The sequence below is a fragment of the Microbacterium sp. NPDC088619 genome (assembly GCF_044752825.1).
GTDB lineage: Bacteria > Actinomycetota > Actinomycetes > Actinomycetales > Microbacteriaceae > Microbacterium.
Map to the genome: position 1 here is coordinate 643133 of NZ_JBIVLZ010000002.1, position 18829 is coordinate 661961.

Annotated in this window: 17 protein-coding genes; 9 read left to right on the plus strand and 8 right to left on the minus strand. The window is 67.6% G+C overall.

Features of this window, described 5'->3' with window-relative positions; translation table 11 throughout:
• Positions 1–88 precede the first annotated feature (88 nt).
• A complete protein-coding gene (locus ACIP5T_RS17685; protein ID WP_400866377.1) occupies positions 89–1018 on the minus strand; it encodes a phosphate/phosphite/phosphonate ABC transporter substrate-binding protein in 930 nt (309 codons plus the stop codon).
• A 169-nt stretch (positions 1019–1187) separates the two neighbouring features.
• On the opposite strand from ACIP5T_RS17685, the gene ACIP5T_RS17690 reads away from it, so the two are divergent.
• Positions 1188–1931, plus strand: coding sequence for a GntR family transcriptional regulator (locus tag ACIP5T_RS17690; RefSeq protein ID WP_400866380.1), 744 nt, complete (start codon positions 1188–1190; stop codon positions 1929–1931).
• A 303-nt stretch (positions 1932–2234) separates the two neighbouring features.
• Here the strand turns inward: ACIP5T_RS17690 and ACIP5T_RS17695 are convergent, their stop codons facing one another.
• Entirely contained in the window at positions 2235–3377 is a 1143-nt protein-coding gene (locus ACIP5T_RS17695; protein WP_400866383.1) for a sensor histidine kinase, read from the minus strand.
• 226 nt (positions 3378–3603) lie between these two features.
• On the opposite strand from ACIP5T_RS17695, the gene ACIP5T_RS17700 reads away from it, so the two are divergent.
• A complete protein-coding gene (locus ACIP5T_RS17700) occupies positions 3604–4257 on the plus strand; it encodes a response regulator transcription factor (RefSeq protein ID WP_235558852.1) in 654 nt (217 codons plus the stop codon).
• Positions 4258–4381: 124 nt separating this feature from the next.
• Here the strand turns inward: ACIP5T_RS17700 and ACIP5T_RS17705 are convergent, their stop codons facing one another.
• The 3 genes from ACIP5T_RS17705 to ACIP5T_RS17715 all read right to left on the minus strand — a co-directional run bounded on the left by ACIP5T_RS17705 (position 4382) and on the right by ACIP5T_RS17715 (position 7637).
• Complete coding sequence (locus tag ACIP5T_RS17705) at positions 4382–5998, minus strand: DUF222 domain-containing protein (protein ID WP_400866387.1); 1617 nt, start codon at positions 5996–5998, stop codon at positions 4382–4384.
• 212 nt (positions 5999–6210) lie between these two features.
• Positions 6211–6606, minus strand: coding sequence for a GNAT family N-acetyltransferase (locus ACIP5T_RS17710; protein ID WP_400866390.1), 396 nt, complete (start codon positions 6604–6606; stop codon positions 6211–6213).
• A gap of 167 nt (positions 6607–6773) precedes the next feature.
• On the minus strand, positions 6774–7637 hold the full coding sequence (locus tag ACIP5T_RS17715) for a hypothetical protein (protein ID WP_400866392.1): 864 nt from the start codon (positions 7635–7637) through the stop codon (positions 6774–6776).
• Between the two features lie 264 nt (positions 7638–7901).
• Here ACIP5T_RS17715 and ACIP5T_RS17720 point away from each other — a divergent pair, with 264 nt between their 5' ends.
• The 3 genes from ACIP5T_RS17720 to ACIP5T_RS17730 are packed head-to-tail and all read left to right on the plus strand — an operon-like array spanning position 7902 to position 11225.
• A complete protein-coding gene (locus ACIP5T_RS17720; protein ID WP_400866395.1) occupies positions 7902–9185 on the plus strand; it encodes a M18 family aminopeptidase in 1284 nt (427 codons plus the stop codon).
• A gap of 46 nt (positions 9186–9231) precedes the next feature.
• Entirely contained in the window at positions 9232–10677 is a 1446-nt protein-coding gene (locus tag ACIP5T_RS17725; protein WP_400866398.1) for a purine-cytosine permease family protein, read from the plus strand.
• The gene (locus ACIP5T_RS17730; RefSeq protein WP_400866401.1) at positions 10674–11225 is read left to right on the plus strand and encodes a cysteine hydrolase family protein; all 552 of its coding nucleotides are present in this window, start codon (positions 10674–10676) and stop codon (positions 11223–11225) included. The genes ACIP5T_RS17725 and ACIP5T_RS17730 overlap by 4 nt, the downstream gene beginning before the upstream one ends.
• Here the strand turns inward: ACIP5T_RS17730 and ACIP5T_RS17735 are convergent.
• Positions 11222–11932: an MBL fold metallo-hydrolase gene (locus tag ACIP5T_RS17735; RefSeq protein ID WP_400866404.1), complete on the minus strand. Its 711-nt coding sequence runs from the start codon at positions 11930–11932 to the stop codon at positions 11222–11224. The two genes, ACIP5T_RS17730 and ACIP5T_RS17735, sit on opposite strands and share 4 nt — an antisense overlap.
• Before the next feature lie 81 nt (positions 11933–12013).
• Between ACIP5T_RS17735 and ACIP5T_RS17740 the strand changes: the two genes are divergently transcribed.
• Both ACIP5T_RS17740 and ACIP5T_RS17745 read left to right on the plus strand, forming a co-directional pair.
• Entirely contained in the window at positions 12014–12541 is a 528-nt protein-coding gene (locus ACIP5T_RS17740; RefSeq protein WP_400866407.1) for a TetR/AcrR family transcriptional regulator, read from the plus strand.
• Positions 12542–12663: 122 nt separating this feature from the next.
• Positions 12664–13719 (plus strand): alpha/beta hydrolase, encoded by a 1056-nt coding sequence (locus ACIP5T_RS17745; RefSeq protein ID WP_400866410.1) that lies wholly within the window; start codon positions 12664–12666, stop codon positions 13717–13719.
• Between the two features lie 99 nt (positions 13720–13818).
• Here the strand turns inward: ACIP5T_RS17745 and ACIP5T_RS17750 are convergent, their stop codons facing one another.
• Entirely contained in the window at positions 13819–15192 is a 1374-nt protein-coding gene (locus ACIP5T_RS17750; protein WP_400866413.1) for a pyridoxal phosphate-dependent decarboxylase family protein, read from the minus strand.
• A gap of 9 nt (positions 15193–15201) precedes the next feature.
• Positions 15202–15948, minus strand: a complete 747-nt coding sequence (locus ACIP5T_RS17755) for a TetR/AcrR family transcriptional regulator (RefSeq protein WP_400866416.1) — start codon at positions 15946–15948, stop codon at positions 15202–15204.
• Positions 15949–16040: 92 nt separating this feature from the next.
• Here ACIP5T_RS17755 and ACIP5T_RS17760 point away from each other — a divergent pair, with 92 nt between their 5' ends.
• Together ACIP5T_RS17760 and ACIP5T_RS17765 are read left to right on the plus strand one after the other, a co-directional pair.
• Positions 16041–17081 (plus strand): agmatine/peptidylarginine deiminase, encoded by a 1041-nt coding sequence (locus tag ACIP5T_RS17760; RefSeq protein WP_400866419.1) that lies wholly within the window; start codon positions 16041–16043, stop codon positions 17079–17081.
• A complete protein-coding gene (locus tag ACIP5T_RS17765) occupies positions 17078–18793 on the plus strand; it encodes an amidase (protein ID WP_400866422.1) in 1716 nt (571 codons plus the stop codon). Before ACIP5T_RS17760 ends, ACIP5T_RS17765 begins: the two co-directional genes overlap by 4 nt.
• The last annotated feature ends 36 nt before the right edge of the window (positions 18794–18829 follow it).

Below are 18829 nucleotides of genomic sequence, written 5' to 3' on the forward strand. Positions count from 1 at the left end.
GCGGGTGAGCGCCCCTCGTCTCGGTTCTCGCCTGGAGCGAGGCGATGAGACGAAGGGCGCTCGGCTGACCGGGGTCAGCGACGGGGTGTCAGCCCTGGCACTGCTCCGCTTCGGTCTCCTTGCAGATGTCGCGGATCAGGTCGTAGTACGCGTCGTCGACCGGCTTCGTGGCGAAGAAGACGCTGCGGAACGAGTCGGTGTCGGCGCTGTCGATGCCGGCGGCGATGATGTCGTCGATCGTGATCTCCGAGAGGCCGTCGATGAGCTTCTGGGCGACGTCGTCGGGCAGGGTCGACGAGTAGACGAGCGGGGCACCGGGCACCATGGTCTCGTCGATGACCTTCACGGCATCCGACTTCTCCACCTCGGAGTCCTCGGCGAAGCCGACCTCGCACTCGACGCCTTCACCGGTCTTCTGCACGCTCACGTCATGCTTGCCTGCGAAGACGGGGGTGATGTCGGTCTTGGGGTCGATGCCCGCCTCGATCAGGTTGTACGAGGGGAACAGGTATCCGGATGTGGAGGACGGGTCGACGAAGCAGACCTTCTTGCCCTTGAAGTCCTCGATGCTCGAGATGTCGCTGTCGGCCGGCACGATCGCCTGCGAGAAGTAGCCCGGCTCCTGGCCCTCTTCCGTGACGATCGACGAGATCGGGGTGAGCTTGGCGCCGTTGTTGGTCGCGGTGACGTAGGTGAAGCCCGAGAACGAGGCGACGTCGACCTTGCCCGCGACCGCGGCCTCGATGAGGGCGGCGTAGTCGGTGGACTCGTGATACTCGACCGACTTGCCGGTGATCTCGGCGATGTAGTCCATGAGCGGCTGGTAGTTCGTCTCGGTGTCGACCGAGTCGGGCACGACGCCGAAGACGAGCGTGTTCTCGTCGACCGCGAAGCCGCCGGCGGCAGACGATGCGTCGGCACCGGACGCACCGGTGGCCTCTGCGGAGCCGGAACAGGCGGCGAGGCCGAGCGCGAGGATCGCGGCACCGGCGAGTACGGGGAGAGCGCGGAGCTTCATGAGGACCTTTCAGAGTGGGAGGGGTGATCCATGAGCAACTGTGACAGGGCTGCGATCGAGATATATACCTAACTCGGAAGAGTTCAAGGTTCGTTCACCCCGATTTTCCCCGGATGAACGTCGACAGAACGCCGACCTCTTTCCGCGTGCCGCCAAGTAGTATGCCTATGTGGCTGAAGCTGTATACACCCAGATCGCGGACGACCTGCGCGCGCAGATCGCGACAGGCACCCTGCGCCCCGGCGATGATGTGCCCACCGAGTCTGAGCTCGCCGAGCGCTGGCACACGTCTCGCGGCCCGATCCGAAATGCCCTGGCCGCTCTGCGCAGCGAGGGCCTGATCGAGACGGGCCGGGGCCGTCCCGCACGGGTCGTCTCCCGCAAGGCGAGCCAGGCCGTCGATGTGTCGGTGCCTTTCACGCGCTGGGCCCGAGATCTCGGTGTGACTCCCGGTGCGCAGACGCAGGAGCTGAGCCTCCGAAGGGCCGGCGATCGCGCCGAGCTCCTCGGAGTCTCCCCCGATGACACGATCGTCAGCGTCGTGCGACTCCGGCTGCTCGACGGCCGGCCGACGATGCTCGAGCGCCTCTTCTATACCGAGGCTGTCGGACGACGACTGCTCGACGTCGACACCGATGCGATCTCGATCACCGAGTACCTGGGGTCGGTCGGACACCCCATCGTCGGGCTCGAACACCAGATCGACGCGGTCGCGGCAGATGAACAGGATGCTGCCCTGCTGCGCGTGCCCATGGGAACGCCGATCCTTCGACTCAGCCGCATCTCACGCGATGCGAGCGGGCGGATCTTCGAGGCATCCGAGGACCGCTACCTCAGCGAGGTTGTGCGATTCACGGTCGCGGCGTCCGGGATATCGACGGACGGACACTACATGCGTGCAGTGGGCGGCTAGGAGCCTGCCGGTCGACGTCGGTCGATCCTTGAGAAGAAGCCGATCGCGAGCGCGTTGGGGATCAGATTCCAAAGACCGCGCTCGCGATCACAGCGCTGGGGATGCGCTATTTCTGGGGTATGCCCAATGTATGCTCCCGGCTACACCATGGAACACGGTCTATAGTCGAGACATACCCTGGACTTTCGTCTACTCCTTGGGCCAAAACCCGCGGAATTCCGCGGTTTTGCTTCTAAAGTACCGGAATGCCGGTTGACGATTTGGGCCGAATCTCGTCGCCGAGATGCTGGAATATTGGTTCGATCAGACGATCGGCAGAAGCGCGGACACGACCCAGCGTCCGTCCACTTCCCCGGCGCTGAACTCGCCACTGGCACCGAGGACGCGCTCCGCCATGCGCCCGACTCCGGTGCGGCTCGACGAGAGCTCGCGACGCGGCGTCGTCGACAGGGGGCTGCTCACCGTCAGCTTCGCGGCGTCGTCGTCGATGTCGAATCGGATCGCGACCTCGCCCTTGCCCGCGTATTTGAGGACGTTGGTGGCAGACTCGCGCAGGATGCGCGCCAGGATGATCTCGGCTGCGCGGGGGATGCGCTCGTCGGCGGGGTCGCCGTCGACGATCACGGCATGACCTGCGGATTCGAACTCCTGCTGGGCTTCGTCGACGGAGGCCGCCAGATCGCCCGAGGGCATGCCCGCGGATCGGGGCCCGTCGTCTGCGAGATCGATCACGAAGCGGAGGTCGGTCATCGCCTTGCGTGCGGCGATGCGGATCGCCTCCTGCGATTCACTGCTGGTGCGATCGTCGTCGAGCATCTGCACGTGCAGCGCCACCACGGTGAGGTGGTGCGCGATGCTGTCGTGCAACTCGCCGGCGATCCAACGTCGCTCAGCGAGTACGGCCTGGCGTTCCTGCTCGGCCTTCTCGGCCAGCTGCTTCTCGAGCCTGCTCCCTCGGGCGAAGGCCAAGCGCAGTGCGAAGCCGACCGCCCCGGAGACCGCGGCTGTGACGAGATAGATGGCGATGTTGATCGGTGCCTGCGTGTCCAGCCATGCGACGAGAGCAGTCGCGAGGAGGAACCCACCGGCATACGAGAGGATCAGGGCATTCCACCCCAACCGCACGATCAGACCGGCCGCGAAAGCGGCGGCGGTCAGGACGTAAGCCTCGGTACCTGCGAGGAATGAAAGTGCGAACACGAGCGCGAGGGCGCATGTCGCGTAGAGCGGCGACCAGAGATAGAGGGCGATCACGGCCGTGGATGCGATACCGATCACGGCGGCGAACAGACTCACATCTGAGGGGAAGAAGAGACCGACGACGTCGACCACCAGGATCGTTCCGATGATCACGAGAACGAAGATCCGCTCGATCGCGACCAGTCGTTCGCCTTTGCCGAGACGCGTCACGTGGGATTCGAGATCGCTTCTCAGACCTAAAGCCATGCTTCAGTATCTCCTATTCGCCAGGTAGATTAGCGAGTAAAGCCAAAGAACTTGCTGACACCCTGCCAAAAAGTCATATTAATTCACCTCCTGAGTTGGTCTTTTGTTTAGTGATGACTACATCTTCTCGGTGATCTGCAGCTCGCACATCTGTCTCAGGGCTAGACCTCTCTAGCCAAAGGTCTAGGCCCGCACACCGTACATCCACCCCCGTTAGGCTTCCCACATGCCGGAAATCCGCGTTCTCATCGTCGATGACGACCCACTGGTGCGCTCAGCACTGTCGCACTTCGTCTCGCGCGACCCCGAAATCAACGTTGTCGCCGAGGCAGAGACGGGGTTGGAGGGCATCGAAGCAGTCGAACGCGAGCATCCTGATGTCGTGATGATGGACGTGCAGATGCCCGAGATGAATGGCATCGAAGCGACCGCCGTCATCAGCGAACGGTGGCCCGAGGTCAAGATCTTGGCGGTCACGACGCTCGACGGCAGCGACACCGTGCTTCCGATGCTGAGTGCCGGCGCTTCGGGATATCTGCTGAAGGACTCCAGCGCGGCGAGCATTCTCGAGGGCGTGCGAGAGGTGTACAGCGGAGCCAGCTCACTGTCACCGCGCATCGCCTCGCTGCTGATCAAGCACGTGCGCGACACGGAGCCGGTGGGCGGGGACGATTCGCTCGAGGCGCTCACCGATCGCGAGCAGGAGGTGCTGCAGCGTCTCGCCCAGGGGATGTCGAATGCTGAGATCGCTCGCACGCTGATCGTGTCGGAGGGAACCGTGAAAGCGCACCTCGGCCGCATCATGTCGAAGTGGCACGTGCGCGATCGCGTGCAGATCCTGGTGACGGCAGCGCACGCCGGCCTCGTCGACTTCCGCTGAGATCAGGTTTCGCTGAGATCGGCGTCACTGGTCGAGCTTCGCTGGTCGGGCTGCGCTGAGATCGGGCGTCACTGAAGTCCGACCGGACGCGAGGGCACGCGACGGCCGACGACCAGACAGCGCTTCAACCCGTTCGGGCGAGGGATGTAGGGCGCAGGTCGGCGGGGAGGCTGAGTTTTGGGGTGCGCCAGTGTTGGGCGGGGTCCCACCACTCCGGTCCGCGCACCTGTGGGAGGCCCTCGTTCATGCGGATCTCCCACGCGGACATGCCGAGGGATCGGTGATGCCACCAGCACAACGGCACACCGTTGTCCGTGTGGGTCGGCCCGCCCTGTGCGTGTTCGGTGACGTGGTGGATCTCACACCAGGACGCCGGCACATGGCATCCGGGGATCAGGCATTCCTTGTCGCGGGCGATGATCGCCCGTCGCTGGTGCACGGTGAACACCCTGTCGGTGGTCGTGATCCCGATGATCCTGCCCTCGTCGAACAGAACCCGTTGGATCACCCCACTGCACGCGGCCTGCGCCGCGACCGAGACGGGGACGTGTGCACCGGAACCGGCGATCGTCGCCCACCCGCCGTTGCCGGCGGCGCCACCTGCGCCGACGCCGACGCGGAAGACTGTCCCGTGCGCGAGATCCTTCACGTCGACGGTGACGACGAGGACCGGTGAGGCGCCACCCAACGTGGGCATGTCCTTATGTCGGGCCGCGATCGCCAGCGCCGCCGCGAGAGCATCATGACGCTTCTGCGCCGCGGTGCGGTCATCGAGCACGCTCCGCTCATCCGAGTTGAACGGATCCTCTCCCGCATCCCCGCCTGTACGAGCATCCGTGTCAGCGTCCGCGTCCGCGCCATCATCCGACTCGGCATCCGCGCCGAAAGCCTCAGCGAAGCCGTGCGCGCCCGCGTCAGCACCAGAGTCCGTGCCACCGCTGGGGGTGAAGAACACCCCGGGCACGGGTGGACCGTCGCCTTTGGGGTTGAGGAGCGCGTCCATGATGAGCTGGAACTGCGCCGCGACATCCGGGGTCAGATACCCGCGGATCGCATGCACACCGTCCTTGAGCCGGCCGATAGTGATGCCCCGGCGCCGTTTCGCGTCGTCGTCTTTGGGTTCTTCCCCGTCGGGGTCGAACATCGACGCGAGATCCTCAGCGAGAGCTCGCAGATCCTCCGTCGTCGGCGACGGACCAGGCACGTCCGGGTCAAGGGCCGGGTCCGTGTCCGGGTCGAGATCGATCTCGAGGCCGTGCCCGCGTGCGCACCCGGCCAACGCGACATCCGCTGCCAACCGCTGATCGACCGTGAGGCGCTCCCACACCCGCTCGATCGGACCGGTCGCGGCAAGAAACCCATCCACCCCGACAACCCCGTCCAGCAAAGCCGTCCGCAACTCCGGCCACCGGGCAGGAAGCCGCTCCCCCGACACGAGACTCACATCGCGCCGGACACGGTCGATGACCTTCCCCACCCGCGCTGCACCTCGCGCATCGACGAGCACCGTCCGCTGCAGCAGCTCGTTCTCACCGCGACAGCCTGCGGCATGGGAGAAGCCACCCATCTCGCCCGTCGCGACGGTCTCGACGACCACTGCCTCCACCCGCCGAAACGCCGCCCCCGCGGCCACCAGAACAGTGACACGTTCCGTGTCACACAACCCCGCCAGCGCGTCATCGGACAGCACCGAATCGAGGTCGGCGATGACCCGATCCAGAAGCTCTGCGGTGCTGTTCATACCCCCAGTCAACCCGCCACCACCGACATTCGACGCCCGAAACCACCCTCATTTACCCCAGTTCAAAGCCGTATTCCAATCTCCCGATACAGCGCATCACTGCGGATGAACCACGGTCGCGAAAACGACGAGAGAGCAAGAGGACGGGGCACGGAGAAGGACAACGAGAGAACGAGACGACGAGAACGCGGAAGCATCGCCCGCGGGAGGCATCACCCGAGGGAGGGCTCTGCCTTCATGAACACATCGACAGCGTCCTCACTCTCGAGAACGAAGCCGTGACGCTCGTAAAGCCGACGTGCCGCGCTGGCCTGCAGCACGTTGAGCCGGAAAGGCCGCGCGCCATCGGTGTCTGCGAGCAGATGGGCCAGCACGGCTGCCCCGATCCCGCGGCCCTGCGATCGCGGCGCGAGATAGAAATGCTCGATCCAGCGGGCGTCCGGTTCACGCCTTACCGCCACGAGGCCGACGTCTTCGCCGTCGACGACGATCACGCACGTGTTCTCGGGAACGAACGCGTCGAGGAAGCGCTGCCGCACGCGCACCCGGTCATATCGCCCGAGTCGCTCGAGATCAGGTCGCATCACGACCGCTCTCAGCTCCGCCATCCAGACGGCATCCGAAGGGCTGCTCGCTCGAAGACTCCATCCCGCTGACACAGCATCCATACAACCATCAGGAGCAGCACTCTCAGACCGGCACCCACCGCGCACAGCATCCGCACCACTAGCACCGCGCAGCATCCATGCCCCCTCCGCAGCCACAGACCGCACAGCTACAGAGCGAGCAGCACGATTCCCCCCGCGACGACCGCTGACGCACCCAGGCGCCATCCCGGCCTGCTCTCCTTGAGTGCGAAGACTCCGAAGAGACTCACCAGCACGACGCTGACTTCCCGCAGTGGTGCGACCAGGGCGACCGGAGCGATCTGGATGGCTGTGAGCACCAGGATGTACGACAGCGGCGACAGGATGCTGAACGCCACGATACGTCGCCATTGTGTGCGTCCGAGCATGCGGACCGCCGCCCATCTGCCGCGCACGCCGAGGGAGTAGAACGGGATCTCGAGCAGCATCGTTCCGACCATGAAGGCGACGGGCGAGAGGTTCCAGGTGCGCACCGCGTTGGCATCCCAGATCGTGTAGACGGCGATCGCGACACCGGTGAGCAGACCGAACATGAGCCCCGGGTCGAGACGTCGTGATCGATCGGCGCCTCCGCGGTCGACGAGACCGATCGCGACGACTCCGATGATGATCGCCGCGACGCCCACGAGAGCCAGGGCCGACGGCCGCTCTCCGAGAACCAGCACCGCGATGATCACCGAGAGGAACGGCCCGGTGCCCCTCGCCGTCGCGTAGACGGTGGAGAGATTGCCCTCGCGGTATCCGCGCTGCAGCACGGCCATGTAGACGACGTGCAGCACCCCGGAGACTCCGACGCCCCACAGGAACGCGAGCACATCGTCAGTGCCGAGCCCGCCGGTGAAGGGGACGACGCCGATCCAGACGACGGTGCCTCCGACGGCACCCCACCACAGGAACGGCATCCCCGCCCGACTCACGCCATGGGCGACGATGTTCCACGCGGCGTGCGTGATGGCTGCGGCGATGACGAGAGCGAAGGCGAGAGCGGACAACAGAGACCCTTCCGTTCATCGCGGGCGCGACGAACAGGGTCCTCCGGGCTTTTGTCCTGTCAGATGACGGCACCCCTGCGGAGGAGCACCGTGGCGCCGCTCGGACCAGACGGGACGAACCCCGGAACCCTAGGCGCTATCGAGAGCGACGATAAGAGACGCAGGTGTCCGGCGGGTGAACGACCTCGTCCTTCCAGCCGACGGAATCGTCGCGGTGCGCCCGGCGATTACGATCGAAGGACCGCCCCTGCAGGAAGGTCTCCCATGCCCGTCACCCCGGACGCTCTCGCCCACGCCGAGGATCTCGCCGACTTCGTCGCCGCCTCGCCCTCGAGCTATCACGCCGCCGCTGAGGTGGCGAGGCGACTCGAGGATGCCGGGTTCGCGCGCCTCGAAGAGGACCAGGCCTGGGAGGTGACCCCCGGCGGTCGCTACGTCGTCGTCCGGGACGGCGCCGCCATCGCATGGACGGTGCCGGCGGATGCCACCACGACCACACCTGCGCATATTCTCGGCGCCCACACCGACTCCCCCGGCTTCAAGCTCAAGCCGCAGCCGACCACCGGTTCGAAGGGCTGGCTGCAGGTCGCCGTCGAGGTCTACGGCGGGCCGCTGCTGACCTCCTGGCTCGACCGCGAACTGCGTCTCGCAGGCCGACTCGCCCTCGCCGACGGACGCGTCGTGCTCGCCGACACAGGCGCGCTGCTGCGCCTCCCCCAGCTCGCGATCCACCTCGACCGCGAGGCGAACACGAGCCTTGCACTCGACAAGCAGTTCCAGACGCAGCCCGTGTGGGGTCTCGGCGACCCGACGCAGGAGGACATCCTGGCCGAGCTCGCCGAGTCCGCCGGAGTCTCGGCATCCGACATCCGCGGCTACGACGTCGTGATCGCCGACACGGCACGCGGAGCGGTGTTCGGCAAGGATCGCGCGTTCTTCGCCTCAGGTCGTCTCGACGACCTCGCCTCGGTGCATGCCGGCGTGGTCGCACTCGAGTCGATCGACACCGCGGCGTCCGGACCGATCGCGATCCTGGCGGCGTTCGACCATGAGGAGCTCGGCTCGAACTCGCGCTCCGGCGCGGCTGGCCCGTTCCTCGAGGACATCCTCGGACGCGTGTACGACGCGCTCGGCGCCGACGCCTCCGAGCGCCGCCGCGCCTTCTCCTCGTCGTGGTGCCTGTCGAGCGACGTCGGCCACTCGGTGCACCCCAACTACGTGCACAAGCACGACCCGGTGGTGCAGCCGGTGCTCGGCTCCGGACCGATCCTCAAGATCAATGCCAACCAGCGGTACGCGACGGATGCCATCGGCTCCGCCGCCTGGCGCGACTGGTGCGACACCGCCGACGTGACCACGCAGGAGTTCGTGTCGAACAACAACGTGCGCTGCGGGTCGACGATCGGCCCGATCACGGCGACACGCCTCGGCATCCGCACGGTCGACGTCGGCATCCCGATCCTGTCGATGCACTCGGCTCGCGAGCTCGCCGGGGTCTCGGATCTGCACGACCTCACACGCGTCGCGGGAGCTTTCTTCACCGGCTGAGCCGTGCAGCGCCCTCGCTGGGCCTGCGCAGTGCCAGGATGATGGCATGACGGACATCAAGCCTGCTCTCATCGAGCGCGCGGGCATCGAGATCATCCCCGAATCCGAGCGCACGGCCAAGCCTCGCGACCTGTTCTGGCCGTGGTTCGCGGCCAACGTGTCGGTGTTCGGCATGTCGTACGGATCGTTCGTGCTGGGCTTCGGGATCTCGTTCTGGCAGGCGACTCTCGTGTCGGTCATCGGCATCGTGGTGTCGTTCCTGCTGTGCGGACTCATCGCGATCGCCGGCAAACGCGGTTCGGCGCCGACCATGGTGCTCTCGCGCGCCGCCTTCGGCGTGCAGGGACAGAAGGTGCCCGGGATCGTCTCGTGGCTGACCTCCATCGGCTGGGAGACCTTCCTCGCGATCATGGCCGTGCTCGCCACGGCCACCGTCATCACGCAGCTCGGCGGTGACGGCGACAGCGTCGCGCTGAAGATCACCGCCACCGTCATCGTCGCCGCTCTGATCGTCGTGGCCTCCGTGCTCGGATATCACACGATCATGAAGCTGCAGTCGGTGCTCACCTGGGTCACCGGCGCCGTGACGATCCTCTACATCATCCTCGCCGCGCCCAGCATCGACCTCGCCGCCGTGCTGGCCCGCCCGGACGGCGGACTCGGCCAGGTCATCGGCGCGCTCGTGATGGTGATGACCGGCTTCGGACTCGGCTGGATCAACATCGCAGCCGACTGGTCGCGGTATCAGAAGCGCACGGCATCCGATGGGGCGATCGTCGCCTGGAACACGATCGGCGGCTCGGTCGCGCCCGTGATCCTCGTCGTCTTCGGGCTGCTGCTCGCGGGATCCGACGACGACCTCAGCGCCGCGATCGCCGCCGACCCGATCGGTGCCCTGGCCACGCTGCTGCCCCTCTGGGTGCTCGTGCCGTTCCTGCTCACCGCCGTGCTCGCGCTCGTCTCCGGCGCCGTGCTGGGCATCTACTCCTCCGGGCTGACTCTGCTGAGCCTCGGCATCCGCATCCCCCGTCCGTCGGCCGCGGCGATCGACGGCGTGATCCTCACCCTCGGAACGATCTACGTGGTGTTCTTCGCGACCGACTTCCTCGGCCCGTTCCAGAGCTTCCTCATCACGCTCGGCGTGCCTCTGGCCTCCTGGGCCGGCATCCTGATCGCCGACATCCTCCGGCGCAAGAAGGACTACGACGACGAGGCGCTGTTCGACAGCCGCGGCCGATACGGCGCCTGGGACTGGATCTCGATCGGCACCATGGTCGTCGCCAGCGTCATCGGCTGGGGCTTCGTGCTCAACGGCTTCGCCGATGCCGCCCCGTGGAACAACTGGCAGGGCTACCTGCTCGGCCTCGTCGGCGGGGTCGACGGCGACTGGGCGTATGCGAACCTCGGGGTCTTCTTCGCCCTCGTGCTGTCGTTCGTCTTCACCTGGTTCGCTCGCGCCGGACGGATCCGCGCCCAGGAGGCAGCTGCGTGAGCAGGGATTCCTGGCTGGTCGTGATCGACCCGCAGGCGATCTTCGCCTCGCCCGACTCGGCCTGGGCGTCTCCGTTCTTCGGCGACGTGATGCCCCGCATCCGCGAACTCGCCGAGTCGTTCGGCGATCGTGTGATCGTGACGCGCTGGATGCCGACCGCCGACCGCTCGACGTCATGGGGCGCCTACTTCGCCGCGTGGCCGTTCGCAGACCAGCCGTCCGGCGATCCGCTGTTCGACCTGGTTCCCGACGCGGTCGGCCTGTCGCCGCATCCGACCCTCGATCTGCCGACGTTCGGCAAGTGGGGCTCTGTGATCGAGGAGATCGTCGGCCGTGGCGCGCACGTCGTGCTGGCGGGAGTCTCGACCGACTGCTGCGTCATCTCGACGGCGCTGGCCGCAGCGGATGCCGGGGCGCACGTCACGATCGCCGCCGACGCCTGCGCCGGATCGACGGCCGAGAACCACGCCGCCGCGATCCGGATCATGGGTCTGTATCCGCCGCAGATCACGGTCAGCGACACGGCGGCAGTGCTGGCGGAGCGCTAGCCCGCAGCGCGCACGGCCGCGGCGATCTCGGCGGGCGACCCCCGCCATGGTGCCCCGTGCCCGGGAAGCACCCAGGACGCGGACACGGCGGCCAGTCGGTCGAGAGACGCGGCGGCCTCTTCGGGCTCGTCGGTGAACGGGGCGGGCTGCGGACCCACGCGCCCCGTCAGCACGTGGCGCGTGGTCAGCGCATCGCCCACGAAGACCGCGTCCGCACCGGGAATATGCACCGCGATGCTCCCGGGCGAGTGACCCGGCATCCCGATGACCACCGGTGCTCCGGGGAGATCGAGCACCTGGCCGTCGACGACGGTCACGACCTCGGACACGTGCTTCGTGCGCAGCGCGTTCTTGCTCACGCTGTAGGCGAAGAACCCGAGCGTCGGACCGATGCGGGCGGGCCCCATCGCGGTCTTCGGCTTCTCCCCCGTGCGCACTCGATGCGCATCGGCGCTGTGCACGAAGACCGGCACGCCCGCTTCGCTACGCAGTCGCTCGGCGAAGCCGATGTGGTCGCTGTCGCCATGCGTGAGCACCAGGCCGCGGATGTCGGAGAGCGGCCGGCCGAGTTCGGCCAGCTTTCGCTGCAGGTCGTTCCAGTGGCCGGGCAGACCCGCATCCACGAGAGTGATCCCCTCGGGCAGATCGACCAGATATGAGGCGACGACGTCATTGCCGAGTCGATGCAGGCGCGGTGCGAGCTTCATGGTCGTCCCTTTCGCGGTGGTCTATGATGGCTACAGTACGTAGCTATCATAGCTATTGTCAATAGCCATGAAGGAGCCCTGATGCCGACCCCCGAACGCACCTCGTTGGCGGCCATGGTCGACGCCGGCCGCGACATCCTCGAATCCGCCGGACCGGCCGGCCTCACGATGCAGGCGGTCGCCGAGCGCGTGGGTGTGCGGGCACCATCGCTCTACAAGCGGATCCGAGATCGTGACGCGCTGATGTCCGCGGTCGCGGAGGCCTCCGCCGATGCGCTGACGAACCGCCTCGACACCGCGGGCGACGAACTCCCCCTCCTCGCCGCTGCCTACCGCGCCTTCGCGCACGAACACCCCGAGGCGTTCCGCCTGCTGTTCACCGCGTCCGCGCCCGAAGACGCCCTCCACCGGACGTCCGCTCCGGTGCTGCGCTCGTGCGCCGACCTCGTGGGGACAGAACATGCGCTCGACGCCGCCCGGCTCTTCACCGCCTGGGCGACCGGGTTCCTGCAGATGGAGCTCGCCGGCATGTTCCGTCTGGGAGGCGACGTCGACGAGGCGTTCGACTATGCGATGGGTCGGATCATCGCCGGGCTGACCGCCCATTGAGCACGCGCCGGTGAGCGGAAGCCGATACGCCGGCACTGATGGCGGTGCCGCTGCCGCTGCCAGTGCGGGTGCGCCGAGATCGACCGGAATACTGCCAAGATGATGCGCGGAGAGGGGTTTCCATGACCACGAGCGCGCACGAAGACGAATCCGTCCGCCCGAAGAGGGCTCGACGCCCGTGGCACCGCACGAAGGTGGCGGTGGGACTGGTCCTCCTCGTCGCCGCTGTGGTGGCGATCATCGGCGCACTCACGCCCTGGCCCTCCGCCATGCTCATCCGCTCGGTGTTCACGAAGGGCGGCGATGAGACCGCCGCCGAGATGGACAAGCACGTGCCCGACACGAAGCTCACCGAGCAGCTCGACGTCGCGTACGCCGACGGCGGTGCGGACACCACGATGGACGTCTTCACGCCGGCATCCGCCACCGCGCCGCTGCCTGCGGTCGTCTGGATCCACGGCGGTGCTTGGATCTCGGGGTCGAAGGAGAACGTGGATCCGTATATGCGCATCCTCGCGGCCGAGGGTTACACCACCATCGCGGTGAACTACACGATCGGCCCCGAAGGCGAGTATCCGCTCGCGGTGCACCAGCTCAACGACGCGCTCGCCTACATCGACGAGCACGCCGAGGAACTGAACGTCGATCCGAACCAGATCGTGCTCGCCGGCGACTCCGCCGGAGGTCAGCTGGCCAGTCAGATGGCGACGCTGATCACGAGCCCCGAATACGCCGAGATCATGGACATCACCCCGGCGCTGAAGGCCGAGCAGGTCGTGGCGACCGTGCTGAACTGCGGCGTGTACGACCTCGCGGCACTCGCGGCCCTCGACGGCGTCGTCGGCTGGGGCCTCAAGACGTCGATGTGGGCGTATGCCGGAACCAAGACCTGGGCAGAGGGCCCGACCGGCTCCACGATGTCGACGATCGACTGGGTGACCGAGGACTTCCCGACGACGTACATCTCGGGCGGGAACGGCGACGGGCTCACCTGGCTGCAGTCGATCCCGATGGCGAAGCGGCTGGACGCGCTCGGCGTCGACGTGACGACCCTGTTCTGGCCGGCGTCACACGAGCCTGCACTGCCGCACGAGTATCAGTTCCACCTCGACATGCCCGACGCACGCACGGCGCTGCAGCAGACGATCGATTTCCTCGACGCCCACACCACGCGGTGAGGAAGCCTTGCCCCATTCCGCACAGGGTGCCCCGTTCCGCAACAGATGTCCCGAGATGGGTCCGCGAATCGGGACATCGTGTGCAGATCGGTCGCCGATCTACTTCATCGTGTCGAGGATGCCGACGAGGTCGTCGAACGTCGTGAGCGGGTTGAGGATCGCGAACCGGGTGTTCGGGCGCCCCGCGTGCGAGCTGGGCACCACGAACGCGCGCTGCGAGTCGAGGAGCTCGTCCGACCAGCGGTCGTAGTCCGCACGCTCCCAGCCCTCGCGTTCGAACACGACGACCGAGAGCTGCGGGTCGCGCACGAGTCTGAGCTCGGGGCGGGCGGCGATCTCGGCGGCGACCCTCTGTGTCAGAGCGAGCGTCGCGCTCACAGCCTCGCGATAGGCGGTCACGCCGTAGGTCGCGAGCGAGAACCACAGTGGCAGCCCCCGAGGGCGGCGAGTGAGCTGGATCGAGTAGTCCGACGGGCTGAAGTCGCCGGCGTCGGTGAGGGTGTCGAGGTACTCGGCGTGCTGCGTGTGCGCTCGGCGTCCCGCGTCGGGGTCGCGGTAGATCAGCGCGCAGCAGTCGAACGGAGCGAACAGCCACTTGTGCGGATCGACGATCACCGAGTCGGCGCGCTCCACTCCCGCGAAGACGCCACGAGCCTCGGGGGCCAGCATCGCGGTGAGCCCGTAGGCGCCGTCGATGTGCAGCCAGAAATCGAACTCGTCCTTCAGCGCGGCGATGCCGGCGATGTCGTCGACGATGCCGAAGTTGGTCGAGCCGCCGGTGGCGACCACCGCGCAGATCTCGTCGCCATGCTCCGCGAGCGCCTCACGCACGGCATCCGCTCTCAGCTTGCCGTCGTCGCCCGCGGGCACGAGCAGCACGTCGGCGTCCATGACCTTCGCAGCCGACTTGTTCGAGGAGTGCGCCTCGACGCTGCAGACGATCTTCCAGCGGCGAGGGAGCTCCTTGCCCGCCTCGAGCAGCGTCGCCTTCGCCGCCTCGCGTGCGGCGACGAGCGCCGACAGGTTGCCGATCGTGCCGCCCTGCACGAACACTCCGCCTGCGGTGTCGGGGAGGCCGAACTCGGAGGCCAGGAACGACAGCACCTCGTTCTCGGCGTGCACGGCTCCCGCGCCTTCGAGCCAGCTGCCTCCGTAGAGGCCGGATGCCGAGACGACGAGGTCGAAGGCGATCGATGCGATCGTGGGCGCGGTCGGGATGAACGACAGATACGACGGGTGGCTCGTCGTCAGACAGGCCGGAGCGAGGATGTGCTCGAACACGCTGAGCGCTCGCTGCGAGCCGAGCCCGGCATCGGTGATCGTCGTGCCGACCAGACGATCGAGCTCGGCCGGCGACTGGGGCTTGTCGAGAGGCACATCGGCCGCCAGCATCCGCCGGCGCGAGTAGTCGAGCACCGCGTCGACGATCGCCGTCGATTCGGCCGAGGCCGCGTGCATGCGTTCTGCTCCCATGAGCTGTCCTTACCTGAGGGTTTCTGCGGGCTGTGTGGGGTGTTCTGCGGGGTGTTCGCGGACGCGTACCGGTAGATCGGCCGCCGGAACATCGAGCACCGCGGAGAGGGTGCGGCGAGCGAGATCGGCTCGATCGCGGGGCGCCCAATGCACGAGCGAGTGGGCGCTCATGCCGTCGACCATGGCGAGCAGCATCCATGCAGACGAGGCGGGGTCGACTTGCCCCGGCTTTTCTCTCAGCACCGGGTTATCTCTCAGCACCGGGTTTTCTCTCAGCACCGGGTCATCTCTCAGCACCGGGTCTTCGACGATCGCGCGGGCGATGAGGTCTTCGAGGGCGCTGTGCCAGAGGTCCATCTCAGCGCGCACCCTGGTGCCGAGCGCCTCGTTGCGGGCACCGAGTGCCCACGACTGCACCCACACCATCGCGACGTCGTCGCGCGAGTCGTCGAGCAGCGTCTCGATGAGCCGCAGCAGGTTGGTGCGCAGGTCGACGCTCGGGTCGTACGAGGCGATGACCTCGTCCCGTTCGGCCGCGACGATCGTGGTGAACACCTCGGCGACGAACGACTCCATCACCGGCCGGTAGTGCGCGACGAGGGCCGGTGTGACGCCCACCCTGGCGGCGACGGCACGCACGGTGAGGGCCTCGAGTCCGCTCTCCGCCGCCAAGGCCACGGCACCGTCGACGATCGAGCGTTCGCGCTCCTCAGGCGGCAGACGGCGAGGCGCGTCGGCTCTTGACGTTGTCTTCATCACGGGATACCGTATCACTCGTTGATCACGTGTTCAATAGGCGTCACGGCTCCTCACGCCCGAGGTCGCGATCAGCAGCGAGGGAGACAATCATGGCCTGGCACATGCCCGCCGAGACCGCACCGCACGACCGCACCTGGATGGCATTCCCCGCCGAGGGACCCACGCTGGGCGAGACCTCTGCCGAGCGTGACGAGGGCTACGCGACATGGACCGCCGTCGCCCACGCGGTCGCCGAGTTCGAGCCGGTCACGATGATCGTCGACCCTGCTGAGGTCGCTCGAGCACGACGGATGCTCAGCGGGGGCATCGACATCGTCGAGGCGCCGGTCGACGAGTTCTGGATGCGCGACTCCGGCCCGACCTTCGTGATCGACCCCGAGCGGCCGGGCGTGCTCGGCGCGGTCGACTGGATCTTCAACGGCTGGGGCGCGCCGGCATGGGCGCAGTGGCAGAAGGCTGCGCAGCACGCGCGCATCATCGCGGGGGCCGTCGGCGCCGAGCTCGTGAGCTCGACCCTCGTGAACGAGGGCGGTGGAATCCACGTCGACGGCGAGGGCACGGTGCTGCTCACCGACACCGTGCAGCTCGACCCCCGGCGCAACCCATACGCAGACAAGGCACGTGTCGAGGCCGAGATGGCACGCACACTCGGCGCCACGAAGGCCGTGTGGTTGCCTCGCGGCCTCACCCGCGACTACGACGACTTCGGCACGAACGGGCACGTCGACATCGTCGCAACGATCGTCTCCCCCGGCCGACTGCTGCTGCACGAGCAGCAGAACCCCGGGCATCCCGACCACGAGGTGACCCGCGAGCTGCGCGCGCACCTCGCTCAGCAGACGGATGCCGCCGGTCGCCGGTTCGAGATCGTCGACCTGCCGGCGCCTGCGACCCTGCGCGACCACGAGGGGTTCGTCGACTGGAGCTACGTCAACCACCTGGTCACGAACGACGGGGTGGTCGCGTGCGGTTTCGGCGATGACCAGGCGGATGCCGCGGCACGGGCGATCCTCGCCGACGTCTACCCCGGGCGCCGGGTCGTGACCGTCGATGCGCGCCCGCTGTTCGACCGCGGCGGCGGCATCCACTGCATCACCCAGCAGCAGCCGAGCGTGGGGGCGCCCGCATGATCGACGTGGTCGAGGCCTCCATCGCCCGACTGCGGCGAGCGCTCGAGGCCGGCGAGGCGACCGCCGTCGAGCTGGTCGACGCCTATCTCGCCCGCATCGATGCCTACGACGGCCCCGAGACCGACACGGCCCTGAACGCGGTCGTGGTCCGCAACCCCGATGCCCGCGCAGAGGCAGCCGCATCCGATGCTCGACGGTCACGCGGCGAGGCGCTCGGCCCGCTCGACGGCATCCCGTACACGGCGAAGGACAGCTACCTGGTGCGCGGGCTGACCGCCGCCGCCGGCAGCCCCGCTTTCGCCGAGCTCGTCGCGCAGCGCGATGCGTTCACGATCGAACGTCTGCGGGCGGGTGGCGCGATCTGCCTCGGACTCACGAACATGCCGCCGATGGCGAACGGCGGCATGCAGCGAGGCGTCTACGGCCGGGCTGAGAATCCGTACAACGCCGGCTTCCTCACCGCACCTTTCGCCTCAGGGTCTTCCAACGGCTCCGGCACCGCGACGGCGGCGAGCTTCGGAGCCTTCGGCCTGGGCGAGGAGACGTGGTCGAGCGGCCGCGGGCCTGCCACGAACAACGCGCTCTGCGCCTACACGCCCTCGCGCGGCGTGATCTCGACGCGCGGCAACTGGCCGCTCGTGCCGACCATGGACGTCGTCGTGCCGCACGCTCGCTCGATGGCCGACCTGCTGGAGGTGCTCGACGTGATCGTCGCCGACGATGCGGAGACGCGCGGCGACTTCTGGCGCGCGCAGCCCTGGGTGACGCTGCCGCTGTCTTCCGAGGTGCGACCGGAGTCGTATGGCGCCTTGGCCGCCGAGGCGGCGACGGCTCTGCGCGGCGTCCGCATCGGCATCCCCCGCATGTACATCAATGCGGACCCGGCTGCCGGCACCGCCGCTGACCCCGGCATCGGCGGCCCCACGGGGCAGCGCATCGAGACGCGCCCCTCGGTGATCGCGCGCTGGGAATCCGCACGACGCGACCTCGAGGGTGCCGGCGCGACCGTCGTCGAGGTCGGCTTCCCCGTGGTGTCGAACTATGAGGGCGACCGGCCAGGCGCACCGACCATCTCGACGCGCGGTCTGGTGACGCCCGAGTATCTGCGCCGCGAGATCGTCGACCTGTCTGCGTGGGGGTGGGAGGACTTCCTTCAGGCGAACGGAGACCCGCGACTGCACTCGCTCGGGGAGGTCGACGGAGCGACGATCTTCCCGCACCCGGAGGGCGCACTCCCCGACCGCTACACGGGGTTTGACGACGACATCGCCGAATACCCCGACTGGGTGCGCGCAAACCAGGGCATCGGGTTCGAGGACATGCCGGAGCTCGCCGACGGCCTGCGCGGCCTGGAGGAGACGCGTCGCATCGACCTCGAGGAATGGATGGACGAGCACGAGCTCGATGCCGTCGTCTTCCCGGCCGTCGCCGATGTGGGCCCCGCCGACATGGATGTGAACGAGGCATCCGCCGACCTCGGCTGGCGCAACGGCACCTGGATCGCGAACGGCAACCTGACCGTGCGTCACCTCGGCATCCCGACCGTGACAGTGCCGATGGGACTCATGGCCGACATCGCCATGCCGATCGGTCTCACGTTCGCCGGGCGCGCCTATGACGACGCGTCCCTGCTGCGTCTCGCCGCCGCGTTCGAGGCGATCGGCGCACCGGGTGAGCGCCGCACGCCACCACCGAGGACGCCGAGGCTCTGACTGCGCATCGCCGCACGCAAGACATTTCACTATTGT

What these genes read in the sequence shown, in the direction of transcription:
- ACIP5T_RS17685 (WP_400866377.1), bottom strand. Translation starts at nt 1,018, where the DNA reads ATGAAGCTCCGCGCTCTCCCCGTACTCGCCGGTGCCGCGATCCTCGCG.
- ACIP5T_RS17695 (WP_400866383.1), bottom strand. Translation starts at nt 3,377, where the DNA reads ATGGCTTTAGGTCTGAGAAGCGATCTCGAATCCCACGTGACGCGTCTC.
- ACIP5T_RS17700 (WP_235558852.1), top strand. Translation starts at nt 3,604, where the DNA reads ATGCCGGAAATCCGCGTTCTCATCGTCGATGACGACCCACTGGTGCGC.
- ACIP5T_RS17705 (WP_400866387.1), bottom strand. Translation starts at nt 5,998, where the DNA reads ATGAACAGCACCGCAGAGCTTCTGGATCGGGTCATCGCCGACCTCGAT.
- ACIP5T_RS17710 (WP_400866390.1), bottom strand. Translation starts at nt 6,606, where the DNA reads ATGGCGGAGCTGAGAGCGGTCGTGATGCGACCTGATCTCGAGCGACTC.
- ACIP5T_RS17720 (WP_400866395.1), top strand. Translation starts at nt 7,902, where the DNA reads ATGCCCGTCACCCCGGACGCTCTCGCCCACGCCGAGGATCTCGCCGAC.
- ACIP5T_RS17725 (WP_400866398.1), top strand. Translation starts at nt 9,232, where the DNA reads ATGACGGACATCAAGCCTGCTCTCATCGAGCGCGCGGGCATCGAGATC.
- ACIP5T_RS17735 (WP_400866404.1), bottom strand. Translation starts at nt 11,932, where the DNA reads ATGAAGCTCGCACCGCGCCTGCATCGACTCGGCAATGACGTCGTCGCC.
- ACIP5T_RS17740 (WP_400866407.1), top strand. Translation starts at nt 12,014, where the DNA reads ATGCCGACCCCCGAACGCACCTCGTTGGCGGCCATGGTCGACGCCGGC.
- ACIP5T_RS17745 (WP_400866410.1), top strand. Translation starts at nt 12,664, where the DNA reads ATGACCACGAGCGCGCACGAAGACGAATCCGTCCGCCCGAAGAGGGCT.
- ACIP5T_RS17750 (WP_400866413.1), bottom strand. Translation starts at nt 15,192, where the DNA reads ATGGGAGCAGAACGCATGCACGCGGCCTCGGCCGAATCGACGGCGATC.
- ACIP5T_RS17755 (WP_400866416.1), bottom strand. Translation starts at nt 15,948, where the DNA reads ATGAAGACAACGTCAAGAGCCGACGCGCCTCGCCGTCTGCCGCCTGAG.
- ACIP5T_RS17760 (WP_400866419.1), top strand. Translation starts at nt 16,041, where the DNA reads ATGGCCTGGCACATGCCCGCCGAGACCGCACCGCACGACCGCACCTGG.
- ACIP5T_RS17765 (WP_400866422.1), top strand. Translation starts at nt 17,078, where the DNA reads ATGATCGACGTGGTCGAGGCCTCCATCGCCCGACTGCGGCGAGCGCTC.